Below are 17,623 nucleotides of genomic sequence, written 5' to 3'. Positions count from 1 at the left end.
GTCAGAGCCCCAGCTCGCGGGCCACCTCGTCGGCGCAGGCCAGGGCGTCGGCCATAGCCGTGACCACGAGGCTCGAGCCGTTGCGGGCGTCGCCCGCAACGTAGAGTGGGGTCGGGCCGGACGCGAGCGCGCGGTGCGAGGACGCAGCGACCATCTGCGGAAGCGGGCGGCCCCGCTCCGGGAGGCGCGCACCCAGGGCCTCGACGACGGCGCGCTCGGGTCCGGTGAAGCCACAGGCGATAAGCACGAGCTGCGCAGGAATCGTGCACTCGCTCCCCGCGACGCGCTCGGGGCGCCCCGAGGACCAGTCGAGGTCGCAGACGAGGAGCTCGCGCACGCCGCCCTTTTCGTCTAGGCGCACCTCGAGCGTGTCAACGCCCCAGGCGCGGCACTCCTCTCCCATGAGGTCTATGGCCTCGACCTGACCGTAGTCGGTCTTCTTGACCTCGGGCCACTCGGGCCAGCCGTTGGCGGGCGCGCGGCGCTCCGGCGGGCAGGCCATAAACTCGAACTGGCGCACCGAGCGAGCGCCCTGGCGCACGGCGGTACCGAGGCAGTCGTTGCCCGTGTCGCCGCCGCCGATCACGACCACGTCCCGGCCGTGGGCGTCAATCTCGGGCGCGCCACCGTCGAGCAGGGCGCGCGTGGCGCTCGTGAGATAATCCACGGCGTAGACCACCCCTCCCGCGGAGATGCCCTCGTCGTATCCCCCGGCCGTGAGGCCGCGGGCCACGCGGGCGCCCGCCGCCAGGACCACGGCGGCGAAGTCGCGCGCGAGGCCGGCGGCCACCTCGGAGTCGGTGGCGTCGGTGCCCAGACGAAACTCGACTCCGAGCTCCTCCATGAGGGCGACGCGCCGGTCGACCACGGACTTGTCGAGCTTCATGTTGGGGATGCCGTACATGAGCAGGCCGCCGGCGCGGTCGGCGCGCTCGATCACGCTCACGCGGGCACCACGGCGGGCGAGCTCCCAGGCGAGCGCGAGGCCCGCCGGGCCCGACCCCACCACGGCGACGCCCGGGGCGTCGGCGGCGGCCGGCGCGAAGCGGCGCGGCCCGCCGTGCGCCCACTCCCAGTCGGAGATCGCGCGCTCGTTGTCGTGGATCGTTTCGGCCTCGTCGTCGCGTCCCAGGTTGCATGCCGCCTCGCAGGGTGCGGGGCAGACGCGGCTCGTGAACTCGGGGATGGGCAAGGTCAGCGCCAGCCGGTCGGAGGCCTCCTGCCACAGGCCCCGATAGACGAGGTCGTTCCACTCTGGGATGAGGTTGTGCAGCGGGCAGCCCGAGGGGCGCGCGCGGCCAAAGCTCACACCGGTCTGGCAGAAGGCGACGCCGCACATCATGCAGCGGCTCGCCTGGACGCGCTGGTCGTCGGCCGGAAGCGGCACGGCGATCTCGTCGTAGTCGCCGATGCGCTCCTGGGCCGGGCGCACGTCGTGGGCGCGGCGCTCGTGCACGAGATAGGCTCCTGGCTTTCCCATGGCTATCGTTCCTCCTTCATCGCGTCGAAGGCGTACTGAAGGGCGTCCTCGTGGCTCTCGCCGCGCTCCTGCGCGTCCGCCACAAAGCCCAGGACGCGCTCGTAGTCGCGGGGGATGACCTTCACGAACCGGCCCCTCAGGGCCTCGAACTGATAGAGCATCTTGATGCCGCGGGGGCTGGCGGTGCGCCGCACGTGCTCCTCGATGAGCGCATGGACCTGTGCGAGCTCTGCGTCGGTGGGGTCCTCGAGCTCGACCATCTCCTGGTTGCAGTGGGAGGCGAGCGTGCCCAGGCGGTCGTAGACGAAGGCCACCCCTCCCGACATGCCGGCCGCAAAGTTGGGACCCACCTCGCCCAGGACGAGCGCCACGCCACCGGTCATGTACTCGCAGCCGTGGTTGCCCACGCCCTCCACCACGACGGTGGCACCGGAGTTGCGCACGGCGAAGCGCTGGCCCGCGAGGCCGTTCACGAAGCCGCGTCCGCCCGTGGCGCCGTAGAAGGCCACGTTGCCAATCGCGACGTTCTCGTCGAACTTGTACGTGGCGCCCGCCGGCGGCCGCACGGACAAGACGCCGCCGGAGAGACCCTTGCCAAAGTAGTCGTTGGCGTCCCCGCGAATGTTGAGCGTGACCCCCGCCGGCAGGAAGGCACCGAAGCTCTGGCCGCCCGAGCCGTCGCAGTCCACGGTGATCGAGCCCTCGGGCAGGCCCTCGGGGTGCGCGGAGGTGAGCGTGCTGCCCAGGAGCGTGCCCACGCAGCGGTTCACGTTGTCGATGTCCGCGTGGAAGCGCAGGGGCGCGAGGTGGGCGCGGGCATCGGCCGTGTAGGGGATGAGCAGCGTGGCGTCGAGCGTGCGGTCGAGCTCGAGGTCGGGCGCCATCGAGGGCAGGAAGTGACGGCCCTCGGCGCCGGGTATGCTGCGGCCGTACTCGTTGGTCGCGAGCGCGAGCACGTCGGCGAGATCGACGAGGTTGGCCTTCCAGTTCTCCTCGCCGCCCGCCTCGACCTGGCGCAGGCAGTCGGAGCGGCCGACCATCTCGTCGACTGTGCGAAAGCCCAGGCCCGCCATGATCTGGCGCAGGTCCTCGGCCACGAAGGTCATGAAGTTGACCACGTCCTCGGGGCGGCCCGAGAAGCGCCCGCGCAGGGTGCAGTTCTGTGTGGCGATGCCCGCCGGGCAGGTGTCCTGCTGGCAGTCGCGCTGCATGAGGCAGCCGCAGGCGATGAGCGGCATCGTGGCGAAGCCGAACTCCTCCGCGCCGAGAAGGGCCGCGATGGCCACGTCTCGCCCGCTCAGGAGCTTGCCGTCGGTCTCCACGACCACGCGCGAGCGCAGACCGTTTCTCAGCAGGGTCTGCTGCGTCTCGGCGAGGCCGATCTCGAACGGGATGCCCGCGTGGTAGATGGAGTCGCGCGGCGCGGCCCCCGTGCCGCCGTTGTGACCGGAGATGGTGATCTTGTCGGCGCCGCCCTTGGCCACGCCGGTGGCGATGGTGCCCACGCCCGCCAGCGCGCACAGCTTCACCGAGACGCGTGCCTTGGGGTTGGCGTTCTTGAGGTCGAAGATGAGCTCGGCCAGGTCCTCGATCGAGTAGATGTCGTGGTGGGGCGGGGGCGAGATGAGGCCCACGCCGGGCGTGGACTGGCGCACCTCGGCGATCCAGGGGTAGACCTTCTTGCCGGGCAGGTGGCCGCCCTCGCCGGGCTTGGCCCCCTGCGCCATCTTTATCTGGACCTCTATCGCGCTGCAGAGGTAGCGGCTCGTGACGCCAAAGCGTCCGGACGCAACCTGCTTGATGGCCGACAGGACCGAGTCGCCGTTTTTGCGCGGGACCTCGCGAGAGGGGTCCTCGCCGCCCTCGCCGGTGTTGGAGCGGCCGTGCAGGCGATTCATGGCAGCGGCCAGGCACTCGTGCTGCTCGCGGCTGATCGAGCCATAGCTCATGGCGCCGGTGTTGAAGCGCCGCACGATGGCCGAGGCGGGCTCGACCTCGTCGAGCGGCACCGCGGCGCCGGTGGGCACGAAGTCCATGAGGTCACGCAGGGTGACGACGCGACCGGGTCGGTGGACCCAGGCGCTGTACTCGCGGAAGAGGTCGAAGTCCCCCTCCCGGCAGGCGCGCCGCAGGAGGTAGACGGTTTGGGGCTCGATGAGGTGGTCCTCGCCGCCCAGGGGTCTCCACTTGGTGAGGCCGAGCGAGGGGAGCTGGTCGGGCGCGGGGCTCTTGGCCAGGGCGAGCGCGGCGTCGTAGCGTGCGTTCTCCTCGCGCTCGAGGTCGTCGACCGTGAGGCCGCCGATGCGCGTGGCGGTGTTGGTGAAGCAGCGCTCCACGAGCTCTTCGGCGAGCCCCAGGATCTCGAAGATCTGCGCGGAGTGGTAGCCCTGCATCGTGGAGATGCCCATCTTGGACATGATCGCCTGGATGCCGCCCGTGACCGCGCGGTCGTAGTTGGCCTGGGCGTCGGGCGCGCTGAGGTCGAGCTCGCCGCGCTCGCAGAGGTCGGCGATGCAGTCGTGGGCCATGTAGGGGTAGATGGCGCTCGCCGAGTAGCCCACGAGGCAGGCGAAGTCGTGGGCGCAGATGGCGTCGCCGGCCTCCACCACGAGGTCCGCGCTCGTGCGCAGCCCGCAGCGAAGCAGGTGGTTGTGGACGCAGCCGAGGGCCAGAAGCGATGGGATGGGCACCTCGCCCTCGCCCGCGCGGTCGGAGATGATCACGATGTTGACGCCGGCGCGCACGCTCTTCTCGGCCTGGGCGGCGATGCCCGTGAGGGCGGCCGCGAGGGCGTGGGGGCCGCCGTCCCTGCGATAGGTCGCCGAGATGCGCGCGGACTTAAAGCCCGTGCGGTCGATGTGGCAGATGCGCTCGAAGGCGTCGCGGGTGAGCAGCGGCCCCTCGAGGCGCACGAGGCGGCAGGAGTCGCGGCAGTCCTCGAGGAGGTTGCCGTGGTTGCCCAGGTAGAGCACCGAGCTCGTGACGAGGCTCTCGCGCAGGGCGTCGATGGGAGGGTTGGTGACCTGGGCGAAGAGCTGCTGGAAGTAGTCGAAGAAGGAGCGCGTCTTGTGCGAGAGGCAGGCGAGAGGGACGTCGGTGCCCATCGAGGCGAGCGGAACCCTGGCCTGGGCCGCCATGGGGCGGATGGCCTCGTCCACGTCGTCGAAGTGGTAGCCGAGCTTGGCCATGCGCCGGGAGAGGGGCACCTGGGCGTCGCGCTCGGGCGAGGCGGAGACGGGCGCGGGGGCGAGCTCGCCCACGGAGAGGGTCTCGTCGCCGACCCAGTCTCGATAGGGCTTCTCGACGGCCAGGCGGTCGCGCAGCTCGTCGTTCCAGATGACGCGCCCGGCCGCGGGGTCGACCTCGAGCATCTCGCCCGGGCCGAGGCAACCGGTGCGCAGGACGTCGTCGGGCTCCACGTCGAGGGTGCCCACCTCGGAGGAGAGGATCAGGCGGTCGTCGCGGGTGACGTAGTAGCGCGCGGGGCGCAGGCCGTTTCGGTCGAGGGCCGCGCCCACCTTGACGCCGTCGGTGAAGACGATCGCCGCCGGGCCATCCCAGGGCTCCATGAGCATGGACTGGTAGCAGTCGTAGGAGCGGCGCTTCTCGGACAGGGCCGGGTTGTGGTCCCAAGGCTCCGGGAGCATGAGGGTCACCGCACGGTCGAGGGGCCGGCCGTTCATGGTCAGGAACTCGAGGACGTTGTCGAGGATCGCGGAGTCCGACCCCTCGCGGTTGATAATCGGCATCACGCGCTCGAGGTCGGCGCCCAGGGTCGGCGAGTAGAGGCGCGCCTCGCGCGCGCGAATCCAGCTCACGTTCCCGCGCAGGGTGTTGATCTCGCCGTTGTGGATGATGTAGCGATTGGGGTGGGCGCGCTCCCAGGAGGGCGTCGTGTTGGTCGAGTAGCGCGAGTGGACGAGGGCGAAGGAGGTCTCCACCGCGGCGTCGTTGAGGTCGAGGAAGAAGCCGCGCATCTGGGTGGCCACCAGCATGCCCTTGTAGACGATCGTGCGCGCCGACATGCTGCAGACGTAGAAGATCTTGCCCGTGAGCGCGGTCTCGCTCTCGGCCGCGCGCTCGATGGTGCGGCGGCAGACGTAGAGCTTGCGCTCGAAGGCCATGCCGGCCTCCACGCCCCCGGGCCGGCCGAGGAAGGCCTGGAGGATCGTGGGCATGCAGGCACGTGCGGTCGAGCCCAAATCGCGCCCGTTGACGGGGACCTCGCGCCAGAACAGCAGGGGCACGCCGCAGGCGGCGCAGCCCTCCTCGAAGACGCGACGAGCGGCCTGGACGGCGGACGCGTCGTCGTGCGGGAAAAAGAGCATGGCCACGCCGTAGTCGCCCTCGTCAGGAAGCAGCTGGCCCTCCCTTTGCGCCTGCTTGCGGAAGAAGCGGTGCGGGACCTGGAAGAGCACGCCCGCGCCGTCGCCGGTGTTGCGCTCGAGACCCTTGCCCCCGCGGTGCTCGAGGTTCAGCAGGACCGAGAGCGCGTCATCGAGCGTCTGGTGGCTACGCTGGCCCCTGAGGTGCGCAATCGCGCCGATGCCGCAGGCGTCGTGCTCGTACTCCTCACGGTACAGGCCGCGCGCGCATGTGGGACCCTGGCTCTTCTCGATCATGACTCTCCCCTCTCAGACACATTGGGAGAAGTCTATGACCTCGCGCGGCGGGGCGCGAGAATCGTGACCAAGTTGCCACAAGCTCTTTTCTCGGTCGCCACGAGTTCGAAACGTTTTCGCGAGGCTTTCGATACAAGGATGAGGACCAGCGTGCGGCCCAGAAAATGGAGCGCGCCACCTGAAAAGACCAGATGGTGCGCTCCATAAAGATAAGACCCAAAAATATGTCCTATTTTTACCTTAGGGCAAATGCGGCTCTTCGCTACTCCTTGATCCTGTGATAAAGACCCAACAAGGCAATCCCGGAAAGTGCCAAAACTTCAGATCCAAGAGTCATGGAGGCATCTCCCATCTTCGGAAGATTCTTACTCTTCTTCTGGGACGTCGCCAGCTTCGGGGCCTGCGCCACGGTCACGGTCTGGGCCGGGTCGTCGGGGTCCTCCTCGTGGGTGGCCACGACGCCGTCGGCGTCATAGGCCCTTTCGAAAACGACCAGGGTGCGGCCATCGTAGCCGGCCGGGACCTCGAAGGTGACCTCGACGGTGCCGTCGGCCTGGGCGGGGGTGAACGTGACCTCGCCGGTGATGCCGATGCGCTCGCCGTCCGGGGAGCTCACCAGCTCGCCCTTGAGCGTGTACTCGACCCCGGGGGTCAGCCCCTCGTAGGCCACGGTGTCGACTACCGTGCCGCTGCGGGCGTCAAGCGTCTTGTCCCCGTCGGACTGGTCGGCGGCGGACGTCGCCAGCTTCGGGGCCTGCGCCACGGTCACGGTCAAATATACCGCAGCGCCTCCCACGTGCGCGAAGCCCCGAGCGGCGCGGCCACTTTTCAGCAACCGGGAAGCATCATCGACCTTTGATGTCCGCGCGCGGCGTTCAAGGCAGACTTCAGGTTTGCCCCATAGGCTAGCGAGAAGGAGAGGGGGTTGTCATGTTCCAGATGGTGTTCCAGCGACACGAACTCAAGTATCTGCTTGACGACGCGCAGCGCCATCGGCTCGAGGCCCTCGTGTCCCGTCACATGCAACCCGACGCCTACGGGCCTTCAACGGTCTGCAACCTCTACTACGACACGCCCAGCCTTCTGCTCGGGCGCCGCTCCATCGCCCGCCCTACGTACAAGGAGAAGATCAGGGTTCGCAGCTATGGGGTGAGCGACGGCGCAAGCCCCGTCTTCGTGGAGCTCAAGAAGAAGTTCAGGGGCGTGACGTACAAGCGCAGGGTCTCGCTGCTCCCCGCTCAGGCTGCGTCGCTTCTCGCCGGACAGGGCCCGCTCGACACCCAGATCGAGCGCGAGATCGACTTCGCCGCACGCCGCTACGAGGATCTGGCGCCTCGCGCCTTCATCGGCTACGACCGAAACGCGTTCTTCTCGCCCGAGGACAGCAACTTTCGCATGACCTTTGACGAGAGCCTTCGCGTGCGGTGGGACTGGCTCTCGCTTGCCGCCGGTGATGACGGTGATCCGCTCCTCGAAGAGGGGCTCACGGTCCTTGAGGTCAAGTGCCTCGGGGGAATGCCCCTGTGGCTCGTTGGGTTCTTCTCGGCAGAGGGGCTCCACAAGGTTGGGTGGTCCAAGTACGGCACCGCCTGCAAGGTTCGCATGGGCATGGTGCCCGCACAAGGATAGGAGACGTCCATGACTGAATCGCTCTTCTCGACCACGACCACCACAGACAGCGTCGAGCTTCTGCCCCTCATCATCTGCATTCTAGTGGCGGTTCTCCTGGGCCTCGCCCTCGCGGGCGTCTACTGCGTGCGCAACCGACACACCAGGAGCTTCGTGGTGACGCTCGCCGTGCTGCCGGCCATCGTCTGCGCCGTGATTGCGCTGGTCAACGGCAACGTGGGCAACCGGCGTCGCCGTGGCGGGCACCTTCTCGCTCATGCGCTTCAGGAGCGTCCCCGGCTCGGCGCGCGACATCGGCTTCGTGTTCCTGGCCATGTGTGTGGGCCTGGCCTGCGGCATGGGCTACCTTGTCGTGGGCGCCATCACCACGATACTCCTTGGCGGAATCTACCTCATCTACCAGCTCTCCGGCTTCGGATCCGGCAACGGTCCCCTGCTTGACCGCGCCATCCACATCTCGATTCCCGAGGACCTCGACTACACCTCCCTGTTCGACGACATCTTCGAGCGCTATCTGAGCGAGCGCGAGCTGGCGAGCGTGTCCACCGCGAACATGGGCAGCGTCTTCAAGCTCGTCTACAACGTCCGCCTGGCCAGCAACATCTCTGAAAAGGCACTCATCGACGAGATCCGCTGCGCCCACCGGCAACACGACCGGCACCGCCCCCACCGGAGACATGGGCACCAGGGGCGGCGGCATGGGTGGCACGGGCGGCGGAATGGACGAGAACGACGACACCGCATGGGTCCTCATCAGCGGAGGCGCCACCACGGTCAACGCCGGGGGCGACGGCGTGGACTCGAACGGCGACCTCACGATCACCGGGGGCCAGACCTACGTCAGCGGGCCCACGGACGCGGCCAACGGGGCCCTTGACTACGAGGGCACGGGGACGATCTCGGGCGGCGTGCTCGTCGCCGCAGGGTCCGCGGGCATGGCGCAGAACATGGGCTCGGACTCCACGCAGGCCTCGCTGCTGGTTGCGGCGACCGGCGACGCGGGCGACACGATCACGCTCGCGGACTCCTCGGGCACGGTGCTCGCGTCCTTCTCGCCCGCCACGTCCTATCAGTGCGCGGTCATCAGCGCGCCGGACATCGAGGTCGGCCAGACCTACACGCTGACCAGCGGGTCCACGACGACCGAGGTCACGCCCGACAGCGTCGTGTACAGCTCGGCGGACGCAGCCGCCGGTGGCATGGGGATGGGCGGCGGCATGCAGGGTGGCACCCAGATGGATGGCACCATGCCTGACGCGGACGGCCAGGCGCCCACCGGAACCACGGCCGCGCAGACGTCCACCACGGCCTAGACTCTCTCCTCACGTATCTTGCGCCGAGCTGCGCGGGCCTACTCCAGGTAGCGCCCGCGCAGCTCGGCGAGGTCGGCGTCGTCCAGGCCGAGCGCCTCGTGCAGGTAGCCGTCGAGACTCCCGAAGGCGCGCTTGACCCCGGCCACGGCCGCGCGGATGAAGCGCGGGTTCGCGGCGCTGCGCTCGTCGGACTCGACGTCGGTGTAGAGGTTGGTGGCCAGGTAGTCGTCCTCCATCGCGTCCATGGGGACGCCCAGGGCCTGCTCGACGAGCATGCTCGCCATGCCGCAGCGGTCGCGCCCCACGTGGCAGTGCCACAGGAGCGCCCCGTCCGTGGTCTCGAGCAGGCGGCGCATGAGCGCCCGATAGCTGGCGACCCCGGACTCGCCGAGCAGGATGCGCGGGTACATCGTCTCCATGAAGAGCGCGGGGTCCGCGTCGGAGGAGTGTACCTTCTCGAGGCGGGCACGGGCGGCGACGTCCTGCGAGATGCCCTCGATGGCGTCCTTGAGCACGTCGGCGTGCAGGTAGCTCACGTGCGGCATGCGGTCCATGGGATCGGGCAGCTCGGCCAGCTCGTCGTCGCCGCGCAGGTCGACCACGGCGCGCAGGTGGTCCTCCTCGAGCAGGCGGTCGATGTCGGAGGAGGTGGCAAAGAAGAGGGCACCCGAGCGCAGCAGCAGGCCCGGTCGCACGTAGCGACCGTCCACCGTCTCGAGCCCCCCGAGGTCGCGCGTGTTGGGCAGCCCCTTGAAGTCGATGCGTCCGTGGTGGGGCCTTTTGGTGTGCTCCTGCATGTATCACTCCCTTGTCCTGCATCTTATTGAGACACAGTCTAGCCTGTCGGGGGCCTGGGGGGGCGCAGCAGCACCGCTACTCCCCCCTCGGGGGCTCTCCCGTCGCGAGGATGCGGTCGAGACCCGCCTCGTCGAGCACGGTGACACCCAGCGCGCGGGCCCGCTCGAGCTTGGAGCCGGCCGCCTCGCCAGCCACCACGAAGCTCGTCTTCTTGGAGACCGAGCCTGCGACCTTGGCGCCAAGCTCCTTCAGGGCCGCGCCGGCGGAGGAGCGCGTGTGGGACTGCAGGGTGCCGGTGAGCACGAACGTGAGGCCCGCGAGGGTCTGCGGGCGCACCGGCGCCGTGAGCTCCTGCTCGAGCGAGACCCCCGCCTCGCGCAGCCGCTCCACCACGGCCACGTTCTCCGGCACCGAGAAGAACGCGCGCACGCTGGCCGCGATCTTGGGACCGATGCCGCCGACCTGAGCGATGTCCTCCTCGGTGGCCGCCTGGAGCGCCTGTAGCGACCCGAAGCGCCCGGCGAGCGTGGCCGCCACGTTGGCGCCCACGTGGCGGATGCCCAGGCCAAAGAGCACGCGCGCGAGGCCGCGACCGCGCGACTCGTCGATCTGCGCCATGATCTTCCTGGCGATCACCTTGCCCACCACGATGTCGTCTCCGTCCATGGACTGGCGGTCCATGGAGACCTCGGCCAGGGACTTCTCGGTGAGGCTGTCGTAGAAGTCCGCCACATCAGACAGCAGGCCCTGCGCGACCATGCGCGAGACGATCTCGTCGCCCAGGCCGTCGATGTCCATGGCGTTGCGGCTGCCCCAGTGGATGAGGCGCTCGGCGGCCTGGGCCGGGCAGTCGATGGAGACGCAGCGGAAGGCCACCTCCCCCTCCTCGCGCATGACGGGGCTTCCGCAGGAGGGGCAGAGCTCGGGCATCTCGAACTCCTCGGAGCCCTCCGGCCGCAGTTCCAGCACGGGTCCCACGACCTCGGGAATCACGTCTCCCGCCTTGTGGACCACGATCGTGTCGCCGGCGCGGACGTTCTTGCGGCGAATCTCATCGATGTTGTGGAGCGTCGCGCGCGCGATCGTGGAGCCGGCCACGACCACGGGATCGAACTCGGCGACGGGCGTGAGGACGCCCGTGCGCCCCACCTGGATGCGAATCTGGCGCAGGACGGTGCGCTTCTCCTCGGGGGGGAACTTGAACGCGATGGCCCAGCGCGGCGCGCGCGCGGTGAAGCCGAGCGCCTCCTGGCTGGCAAGCGAGTCCACCTTCACGACCACGCCGTCGATGTCGTAGTCGAGCTCGTCGCGCTGGGCGAGGGCGCGCTCGCAGAACTCGTGGACCTCGCGGGCGCTCGTGCAGCGGCAGGCGTGCGGGTTCACCGAGAAGCCGCAGTCCGTGAGCCACTGCAAAAACTCCGCCTGGGTGCGCACGTCGAGCGGGGACTCGTCGGCGACGGCGTAGAGGAAGGTCTCGAGGTCGCGATGAGACGTGACCTTGGGGTCCTTCTGGCGAAGGCTGCCGGCGGCCGCGTTTCTGGGGTTCGCGAACGGCTCGCGACCAGCAGCGTCCGCGCCCTCGTTCAGGCGCACGAAGCTGTGCTTGGGCATGTAGACCTCGCCACGCACCTCGATCGTGTGCCCCAGGCCGCCGGAGTCCACGTGCGCGAGGCCCGCAGGCGCGAGCGCGTGCGGGACGTCTGCGATCGTGAGGACGTTGGCCGTGACGTTCTCTCCGGTCGTGCCGTCCCCGCGCGTGGCGGCGCGCACGAACTGGGCGTCTCGATACGTGAGGGCCACGCCGAGGCCGTCGATCTTGAGCTCGCAGGTATAGGCGACCGGGTGCTGGGGCGTGGCGCCCAGGGCCTCGTCGGTGCGGGAGAGCCACTCGTCGAGCTCGGGCAGGTCCATCGCGTCGTCCATTGAGTACATGCGCGCGGCGTGTCGCACGGGCTCGAACTGCTCTGAGACGTAGCCCCCGACGCGCTGCGTGTACGAATCGGGAGAGACGAGCTCGGGATGAGCCGCCTCGAGGGCGAGGAGCTCCTGGAGCAGACGGTCGAACTCCGCGTCGGTCACAGCGGGGTCGTCGAGCGCGTAGTAGCGATAGGCGTAGGTGTTGAGCAGCCGGTTGAGCTCCGCCGCGCGCGCACGCGGGGGCGTCGCGCCCTTCTCGTCTGCCATGGGGCCCTCCTTGGATCGTGATTCTCGGCCTCACATGGTAGCTCATTGGCCGGCAGAGCCGCCGGTCCGCCCCGGCCCTACAGAGCCGTCTGGCGGCGAGTGCGTAGAAGTCGCTGCAAACTTCGACAACCGTTCATATCGCACCAGGGAAGACTCTGGGATATGAGCGCGTCTATCGGAAACTGACGCCGACTTCTACGCACTCGGCACCGAGCGAGGCGGCGGTGGCCCGGAATCCGACCGCTTCCCTACTCCTCCCCCACGCTCCGTCGCAGCCCCTTGAGTTCGGAGCGATGGCGCTTGTCGGCGAGACGGTGGCGCTTCTGGGTGCGGGAGACCTTCGTCTTGTGACGGACCTGCGGCGGAATGGCGCGCTCCTCGAAGATTGCGCGGAGCTTCTGCAGGCAGAGCTGTCGGTTGCGATACTGGCTGCGCGACTCGCGCGAGACGACCGCGATACCCGTGGGCCGATGCACCATGCGCACGGCCGAGTCGGCGGTGTTGACGCCCTGCCCGCCCGGCCCCGTCGCGTGGAAGGCCTGCACGTCGCACGCACGCACGAGCTCGCCGAGCGGCGTCCGTGCGAGGCGGGCGTAGTCGGTGTATGTCAGGTTCGTCTCATTCATGGTGTCATGGTAGCTCAGTGGGCGGCTACGATCTCAGATCGCCCGCCCAGCGATGCGCCTCGTCGGAGGTTCTCAGAGCGCACCGTCTCGCCATCTTGTGTCGTCTCCCGTAAGACGCGAGCTTAGAGAGGTGCTACCTAGGGTACGTACACCCCACCTGAGCATACCTACATAGCTGCAGGCTTTAAAGAAAGGTCGCCTTTGGGAATCACCAGGTAGGATGCTTGGCGAAAAGAACATCAGTCTAAAAATTGCATATGCACCCTCGAAAAAGCCCGCCCGGGGCCTGTGAGGGGCCCCGGGCGGGCGGCCAATCCGGTGACGCGCGCCTACGCGACGACGGTCGCCTCGTAGTCGGCGTCCTTCACGGCCTTGACGAGCGCGTCATCAGACACGGCATCGGTCGCCTCGAGGGTCGCGCTGCCCGAGTCTAGGTCAACGGACACCTCGCTCACGCCGGGAACGGACTCCAGCGCCTTCGTCACGTGCATCACGCAGTGCTGGCACGTCATGCCCCCCACCTTGAGCGCCTTCTTCATGGTCTCTTCCTTTCTCTTGTCCTCATTGTCCTCAGTACTGGTCGCGGTCGCCTCGACGGGCGGCGTTACCGTCGTGCCCGCATCCAGGGCGGCCCGAGCGCTCGGCCTCCACGTCCTCAGGCGCAGGGCGTTGGAGACCACGAAAACGGACGAGAGGCCCATCGCCGCCGCGGCGATCATGGGGTTCAGCGTGATGCCCCAGGGGCTCAGCACGCCCGCGGCGACCGGGATGCAGATGACGTTGTAGAACAGGGCCCAGAACAGGTTCTGCTTGATGTTTCTCATCGTGGCCCGCGAGAGCTCCATCGCCGTGGCCACGTCGGCCGGGTCGGAGTGCATGAGCACCACGTCGGCCGAGCTGATGGCCACGTCGGTGCCGGCGCCGATCGCGATGCCCACGTTGGCGCGCGCCAGGGCCGGGGCGTCGTTGATGCCGTCGCCGACCATGGCGACCTGGTGGCCCTGCTCCTGGAGCATGCGAACGCGCTCCTCCTTCTGGTCGGGCAGCACCCCGGCGACGACCTCGTCGACGCCCACCTGGCGCGCCACCGCGCGGGCGGTGCGCTCCTGATCGCCGGTCAGAAGAATCGTGGTCGCGCCCAGGGCGTGCAGGCGCGCCACGGCCTCGGCGCTCGTGGGCTTGACCGCGTCGGCCACGGCCACCATGCCCAGGGCGTGCCCGTCCGCCGAGAGGAACAGCGGCGTCTTACCCTCGTCGGCAAGGCAGGCCGACCGCTCGGCGAGCGCGCCCAGGTCCACGCCGTGCGACTCCATGAGGCGGGCGTTGCCGGCCAGCACGGCCGCGCCGTCGACCGTGGCCGCGAGGCCGCCGCCCGGGATCTGCTCGAAGCCCGAGACGTCCGTGCCCGCATCCGCTCCCGCGTGGCTCTTGTCGGCGTAGGCGCAGATGGCAGCCGCAAGCGGATGCTCGCTCTTGCGCTCCAGCGCCGCGGCCACGCGCACGAGCTCGCTCTCAAAGACACCGGGCGCGACGAGCACGTCGGTCACGCTGGGCGAGCCCTGGGTGACGGTGCCCGTCTTGTCGAGCACGACGGCGTCCACGTCGCAGGCGCCCTCGAGCGCCTCGGCGGACTTGATCAGGATGCCGTTGGCGGCCCCGCGCCCGGTTCCCACCATGATGGCCGTGGGCGTGGCCAGGCCGAGCGCGCACGGGCAGCTGATCACGAGGATCGAGATGGCGTGGGTCAGGGCCGCCGAGAAGTCGCCCGTCAGGACCATCCAGACCACGAGCGTGACGGCGGCGAGCGCGATGACCACCGGCACGAACACGCCGGAGATCTTGTCGGCGAGCCGCTCGATGGGCGCCTTTGAGCTTGTGGCCTCGTCGACGAGGCGGATGATGCCCGCCAGGGTCGTGTCGTCGCCCACGGCGCGCGCCTCCATGGCGAACCAGCCGCGCGTAGAGACGGTCGCCCCGGTCACGCGGTCGCCCACGGCAAGCTCGCGGGGGACCGGTTCGCCGGTAATCGCGGACTCGTCCACAGCGGCCGAGCCCTCGACCACGACGCCGTCCACCGGAATCGACTCACCGGAGCGCACGACCACGCGCTCGCCCAAGGACACGTCCTCGGTGGGCACGCTCACCTCGGCCCCGTCGCGCACGACGGTGGCCATCTTGGGCGCGAGGTCCATGAGCGAGGTGATGGCGTCGGTCGTGCGACCCTTGGCGCGGGCCTCGAAGAACTTACCGAGCGTGATGAGGGTCAAGATCATGCCGGCGGAGTCAAAGTAGAGGTCGTGCGCCGCCGAGTGGAGCCCGGTCATGTCGGAGGCGCCGACGGCCCACGCCATGCGATAGACCCCCACCACGCTGTAGACGGCCGCGGCGGCCGACCCCAGGGCGATGAGAGAGTCCATGTTGGGAGAGCCGTGCACGAGCGCCTTGAAGCCCGTGACGAAGTAGTGACGGTTGACCACGAGTATGGGCACGCAGAGAAGAAGCTGCGTGAGGCCCGCGGCCATCATGTTCTCCATGCCGCCCAGGCCGGGCACGTCCGGCCAGCCGAACATCGGACCCATGGCCAGGTAGAACAGGGGCACCGAGAAGACCGCCGAGACGATCAGCTGGCGGCGCTTCTCGGCTATAAGCCGCTCGGCAGCGGCTCCCGGCTTCTCCTGCGCCTCGGCGGCATGCCCCGGCGCTGCCTTCACGCGCCGACGCGCCCCGTAGCCGGCCCTATCGATGGCGGACACCACGGCCTCGGCGGTCTGGGGGGTGCCGTCGTAGTCCAGCTCCATCGAGTTCTTGAGCAGGTTGACGTTCGCCTCGATGACGCCGGGGACACCCGAGGCGGCCTTCTGCACGTGCGCCGAGCACGACGCGCAGGTCATTCCCTCTATGTCAAACGTTTCCCTCATGGTCTTCCCTTCCCCTTGCGCGAGCGGCCTGGGTGCGAGCCGTCCTACATGAACTTCTTGAAGAGCCGCATGACCTCGTCGACCACCTCGGTGTCACCCTCCTGGATGCGCTCGACGACGCAGGTCTCCAGGTGGTCCTGCATAATCTCGCGCGAGATGGCCTTGACGGCGCTCTGGACGGCAGCCAGCTGCGTGAGGACGTCTCCGCAGTAGCGGTCATCCTCGACCATCGCCTTGACGCCGTTCAGCTGGCCGACCGCACGATTGATGCGGCAGGAGACGTCGCGCTTGAGCTCCGCGGTGCGCGGGGTGTTCTTGTCGCGCGCGTGGCACGTTTGCGTGTCCTCTGCAGGCATCACGCCCCCTTTCTTCCCTAGATACCCTCTGCGGGTATCTGATACGAACGACAATATACCCATTGGGGGTATCTGTCAATGATACTTTCGCCGGAATCATACGACCGTCGCCGGAGGCATCGCGCTTCAGGCTACTCGACGGTATCGGGCTCGACTGGCCCTTCTTGCTCCAGGGAGGGCGCCTCGGAGAACTTCTCGCGCATGGTCGGGTTCTTCCAGGTGAGCTTGCGGATGGTGAGAGCCTCGGCCTTGTCGTTGGCAAGGCGCAGCTGGTTCTCGGAGGAGGTCAGGTTGTCCTTGACCTTCTGCAGATGAGTGATGGTCTTGTCTATCTCGTCTATGGCCGTCTGGAACTTGCGGCTCGCCGTCTCGTAGTTCTTCCCGAACTTGTCCTTAAAGTCGGTGAGGGCATCCTCGAAGTGCGTGATGTCAAGGTTCTGCTGGCGTATCTCGGCGAGCTCGCGCCGGTACCCCACGGTGTTCAGCGCGGCGTTTCTCAGGAGCGTGATCAAGGGGATGAAGAACTGCGGGCGGATGACGTACATCTTCTCGTACTCGTAGGACACGTCCACGATTCCCGCGTTGTAGAGGTCGCTGTCAGGCTCGAGCAGGGAGACAAGCACGGCGTACTCGCAGCCCTTGTTGCGACGGTCCTGGTCGAGCTTCTTGAAGAAGTCCGCGTTCTTGTGGCGGTTCGCCGCGGCCGAGGAGTCGTCCTCGTTCTTCATCTCAAACATGATGGAGACGACCTCAACGGCGTCCGGGGTCTTCTCGCGAAAGACGTAGTCCCCCTTGCTGCCGCCCACGACCTCGTTGTCCTTGTGGAACTCCGCGTCGCGGAAGCCGAGCGAGCGCCAGCGGTTGAACTCCTGCTCGCAGTGCTGCTCGAGGGTCTCGCCAATGAGCTTGGTGGACAGGCGCGAGCGCTGGTTGCGCAGGCGCTCGATCTCGTCCTCGCGCTCGCGGATGGTCTGGTCCTTGAAGGCGGCCTGCTCGAGGAGGCGCTGCTTGAGGGAGGCCTCGACCTGCTCGCGTTCCAGACGCGCGGCCTCTACCTGGCCCTCGAGGGTTGCGATGCGCTGGCCCTGCTCGCCGGTGGCCTCGCTCACGGCAAGAGCCTTCTCGGTCCCAAAGGAGGACTCGCGCGCCTTGAGGCGAGCCTCGAGCTCCAATGCGTGGCTCTCGCTCGCGGAGAGTCGCTCCTGGAGCTGGCGCTCGACCTCGGCACGGGCGAGCTCGGCGGCGTCCTTGCCACGCGCGACCTGGGCCGTGAGGTCGGCTATCTGGGCGTCCTTCTGCGCGGCGAGCGTCGTGGCCTGGGCATGGGCGCCTGCCACCGCGGCCTCGACCGCGCTCGCGCGCTCCTGCTCCGCGATTCGCTCCTGCCGCGCGATCTCCCTCTGGAACTCCGCGTCGCGCACCTGTCGCACGATCTGTCCGTACTCCGAGTCGTCGACCTGGAAGACCTCGCCGCAGTGCGGACACCTAATCTCACCCATGTAAGAACCCCCGTCTTCGAATTCCCTTCTCACAAGGGTACCCGCAGCGGCGGACAGAAATGGTCGCGAAGGGAGGAGAGGAAGATGCCGAAGGGTCTCGCCGCCCACGGCCCCTTCACGATTGGGGAACAACCTTGATGCAAAGGCGTACTTTGGAGCAACTTTCTCGAGAGGGCCGCAGCGTTTTCCCAGTTGAGC

Annotated in this window: 12 protein-coding genes and 1 pseudogene; 3 read left to right on the top strand and 10 right to left on the bottom strand. The window is 68.4% G+C overall.

The genetic code is table 11. The features are described 5' to 3' along the window. Position 1 precedes the first annotated feature (1 nt). The 3 genes from INP52_RS03240 to INP52_RS03230 all read right to left on the bottom strand — a co-directional run bounded on the left by INP52_RS03240 (position 2) and on the right by INP52_RS03230 (position 6,871). Positions 2-1,480 (bottom strand): glutamate synthase subunit beta, encoded by a 1,479-nt coding sequence (locus tag INP52_RS03240; protein WP_194372360.1) that lies wholly within the window; start codon positions 1,478-1,480, stop codon positions 2-4. A 2-nt stretch (positions 1,481-1,482) separates the two neighbouring features. After that, on the bottom strand, positions 1,483-6,102 hold the full coding sequence (gene gltB / locus INP52_RS03235; protein ID WP_194372359.1) for a glutamate synthase large subunit: 4,620 nt from the start codon (positions 6,100-6,102) through the stop codon (positions 1,483-1,485). 262 nt (positions 6,103-6,364) lie between these two features. Further along, positions 6,365-6,871, bottom strand: coding sequence for a VaFE repeat-containing surface-anchored protein (locus INP52_RS03230; RefSeq protein ID WP_194372358.1), 507 nt, complete (start codon positions 6,869-6,871; stop codon positions 6,365-6,367). Positions 6,872-7,032: 161 nt separating this feature from the next. Here INP52_RS03230 and INP52_RS03225 point away from each other — a divergent pair, with 161 nt between their 5' ends. Continuing rightward, on the top strand, positions 7,033-7,731 hold the full coding sequence (locus INP52_RS03225) for a polyphosphate polymerase domain-containing protein (protein WP_194372357.1): 699 nt from the start codon (positions 7,033-7,035) through the stop codon (positions 7,729-7,731). 81 nt (positions 7,732-7,812) lie between these two features. On the opposite strand, the gene INP52_RS09895 is transcribed toward INP52_RS03225, so the two are convergent. Next, entirely contained in the window at positions 7,813-8,046 is a 234-nt protein-coding gene (locus INP52_RS09895) for a hypothetical protein (protein ID WP_228478400.1), read from the bottom strand. Between INP52_RS09895 and INP52_RS10125 the strand changes: the two genes are divergently transcribed. Together INP52_RS10125 and INP52_RS03215 are read left to right on the top strand one after the other, a co-directional pair. Continuing rightward, positions 7,988-8,608 carry a hypothetical protein gene (locus INP52_RS10125; protein ID WP_408647689.1) on the top strand — a complete coding sequence of 207 codons (621 nt, stop codon included), beginning with the start codon at positions 7,988-7,990 and terminating at the stop codon, positions 8,606-8,608. The two genes, INP52_RS09895 and INP52_RS10125, sit on opposite strands and share 59 nt — an antisense overlap. After that, positions 8,526-9,044: a hypothetical protein gene (locus tag INP52_RS03215; protein ID WP_194372356.1), complete on the top strand. Its 519-nt coding sequence runs from the start codon at positions 8,526-8,528 to the stop codon at positions 9,042-9,044. The genes INP52_RS10125 and INP52_RS03215 overlap by 83 nt, the downstream gene beginning before the upstream one ends. A 38-nt stretch (positions 9,045-9,082) precedes the next feature. On the opposite strand, the gene INP52_RS03210 is transcribed toward INP52_RS03215, so the two are convergent. The 6 genes and pseudogenes from INP52_RS03210 to INP52_RS03185 all read right to left on the bottom strand — a co-directional run bounded on the left by INP52_RS03210 (position 9,083) and on the right by INP52_RS03185 (position 17,425). Further along, the gene (locus tag INP52_RS03210) at positions 9,083-9,841 is read right to left on the bottom strand and encodes a tyrosine-protein phosphatase (protein WP_194372354.1); all 759 of its coding nucleotides are present in this window, start codon (positions 9,839-9,841) and stop codon (positions 9,083-9,085) included. Between the two features lie 76 nt (positions 9,842-9,917). Beyond that, positions 9,918-12,026, bottom strand: a complete 2,109-nt coding sequence (ligA, locus tag INP52_RS03205) for an NAD-dependent DNA ligase LigA (protein WP_194372352.1) — start codon at positions 12,024-12,026, stop codon at positions 9,918-9,920. Positions 12,027-12,274: 248 nt separating this feature from the next. Beyond that, positions 12,275-12,556: pseudogene (locus INP52_RS03200) on the bottom strand (peptide chain release factor-like protein); the annotation flags it as partial. A 425-nt stretch (positions 12,557-12,981) separates the two neighbouring features. Next, complete coding sequence (locus INP52_RS03195) at positions 12,982-15,570, bottom strand: heavy metal translocating P-type ATPase (protein ID WP_194372348.1); 2,589 nt, start codon at positions 15,568-15,570, stop codon at positions 12,982-12,984. Positions 15,571-15,614: 44 nt separating this feature from the next. After that, the gene (locus tag INP52_RS03190) at positions 15,615-15,926 is read right to left on the bottom strand and encodes a metal-sensing transcriptional repressor (protein ID WP_194372347.1); all 312 of its coding nucleotides are present in this window, start codon (positions 15,924-15,926) and stop codon (positions 15,615-15,617) included. 131 nt (positions 15,927-16,057) lie between these two features. Continuing rightward, positions 16,058-17,425: a DUF2130 domain-containing protein gene (locus INP52_RS03185; RefSeq protein ID WP_194372345.1), complete on the bottom strand. Its 1,368-nt coding sequence runs from the start codon at positions 17,423-17,425 to the stop codon at positions 16,058-16,060. Between the last annotated feature and the right edge of the window lie 198 nt (positions 17,426-17,623).

This window comes from Thermophilibacter immobilis, assembly GCF_015277515.1.
Lineage (GTDB): Bacteria > Actinomycetota > Coriobacteriia > Coriobacteriales > Atopobiaceae > Thermophilibacter > Thermophilibacter immobilis.
This window is presented reverse-complemented; position numbering and strand designations above follow the sequence as displayed.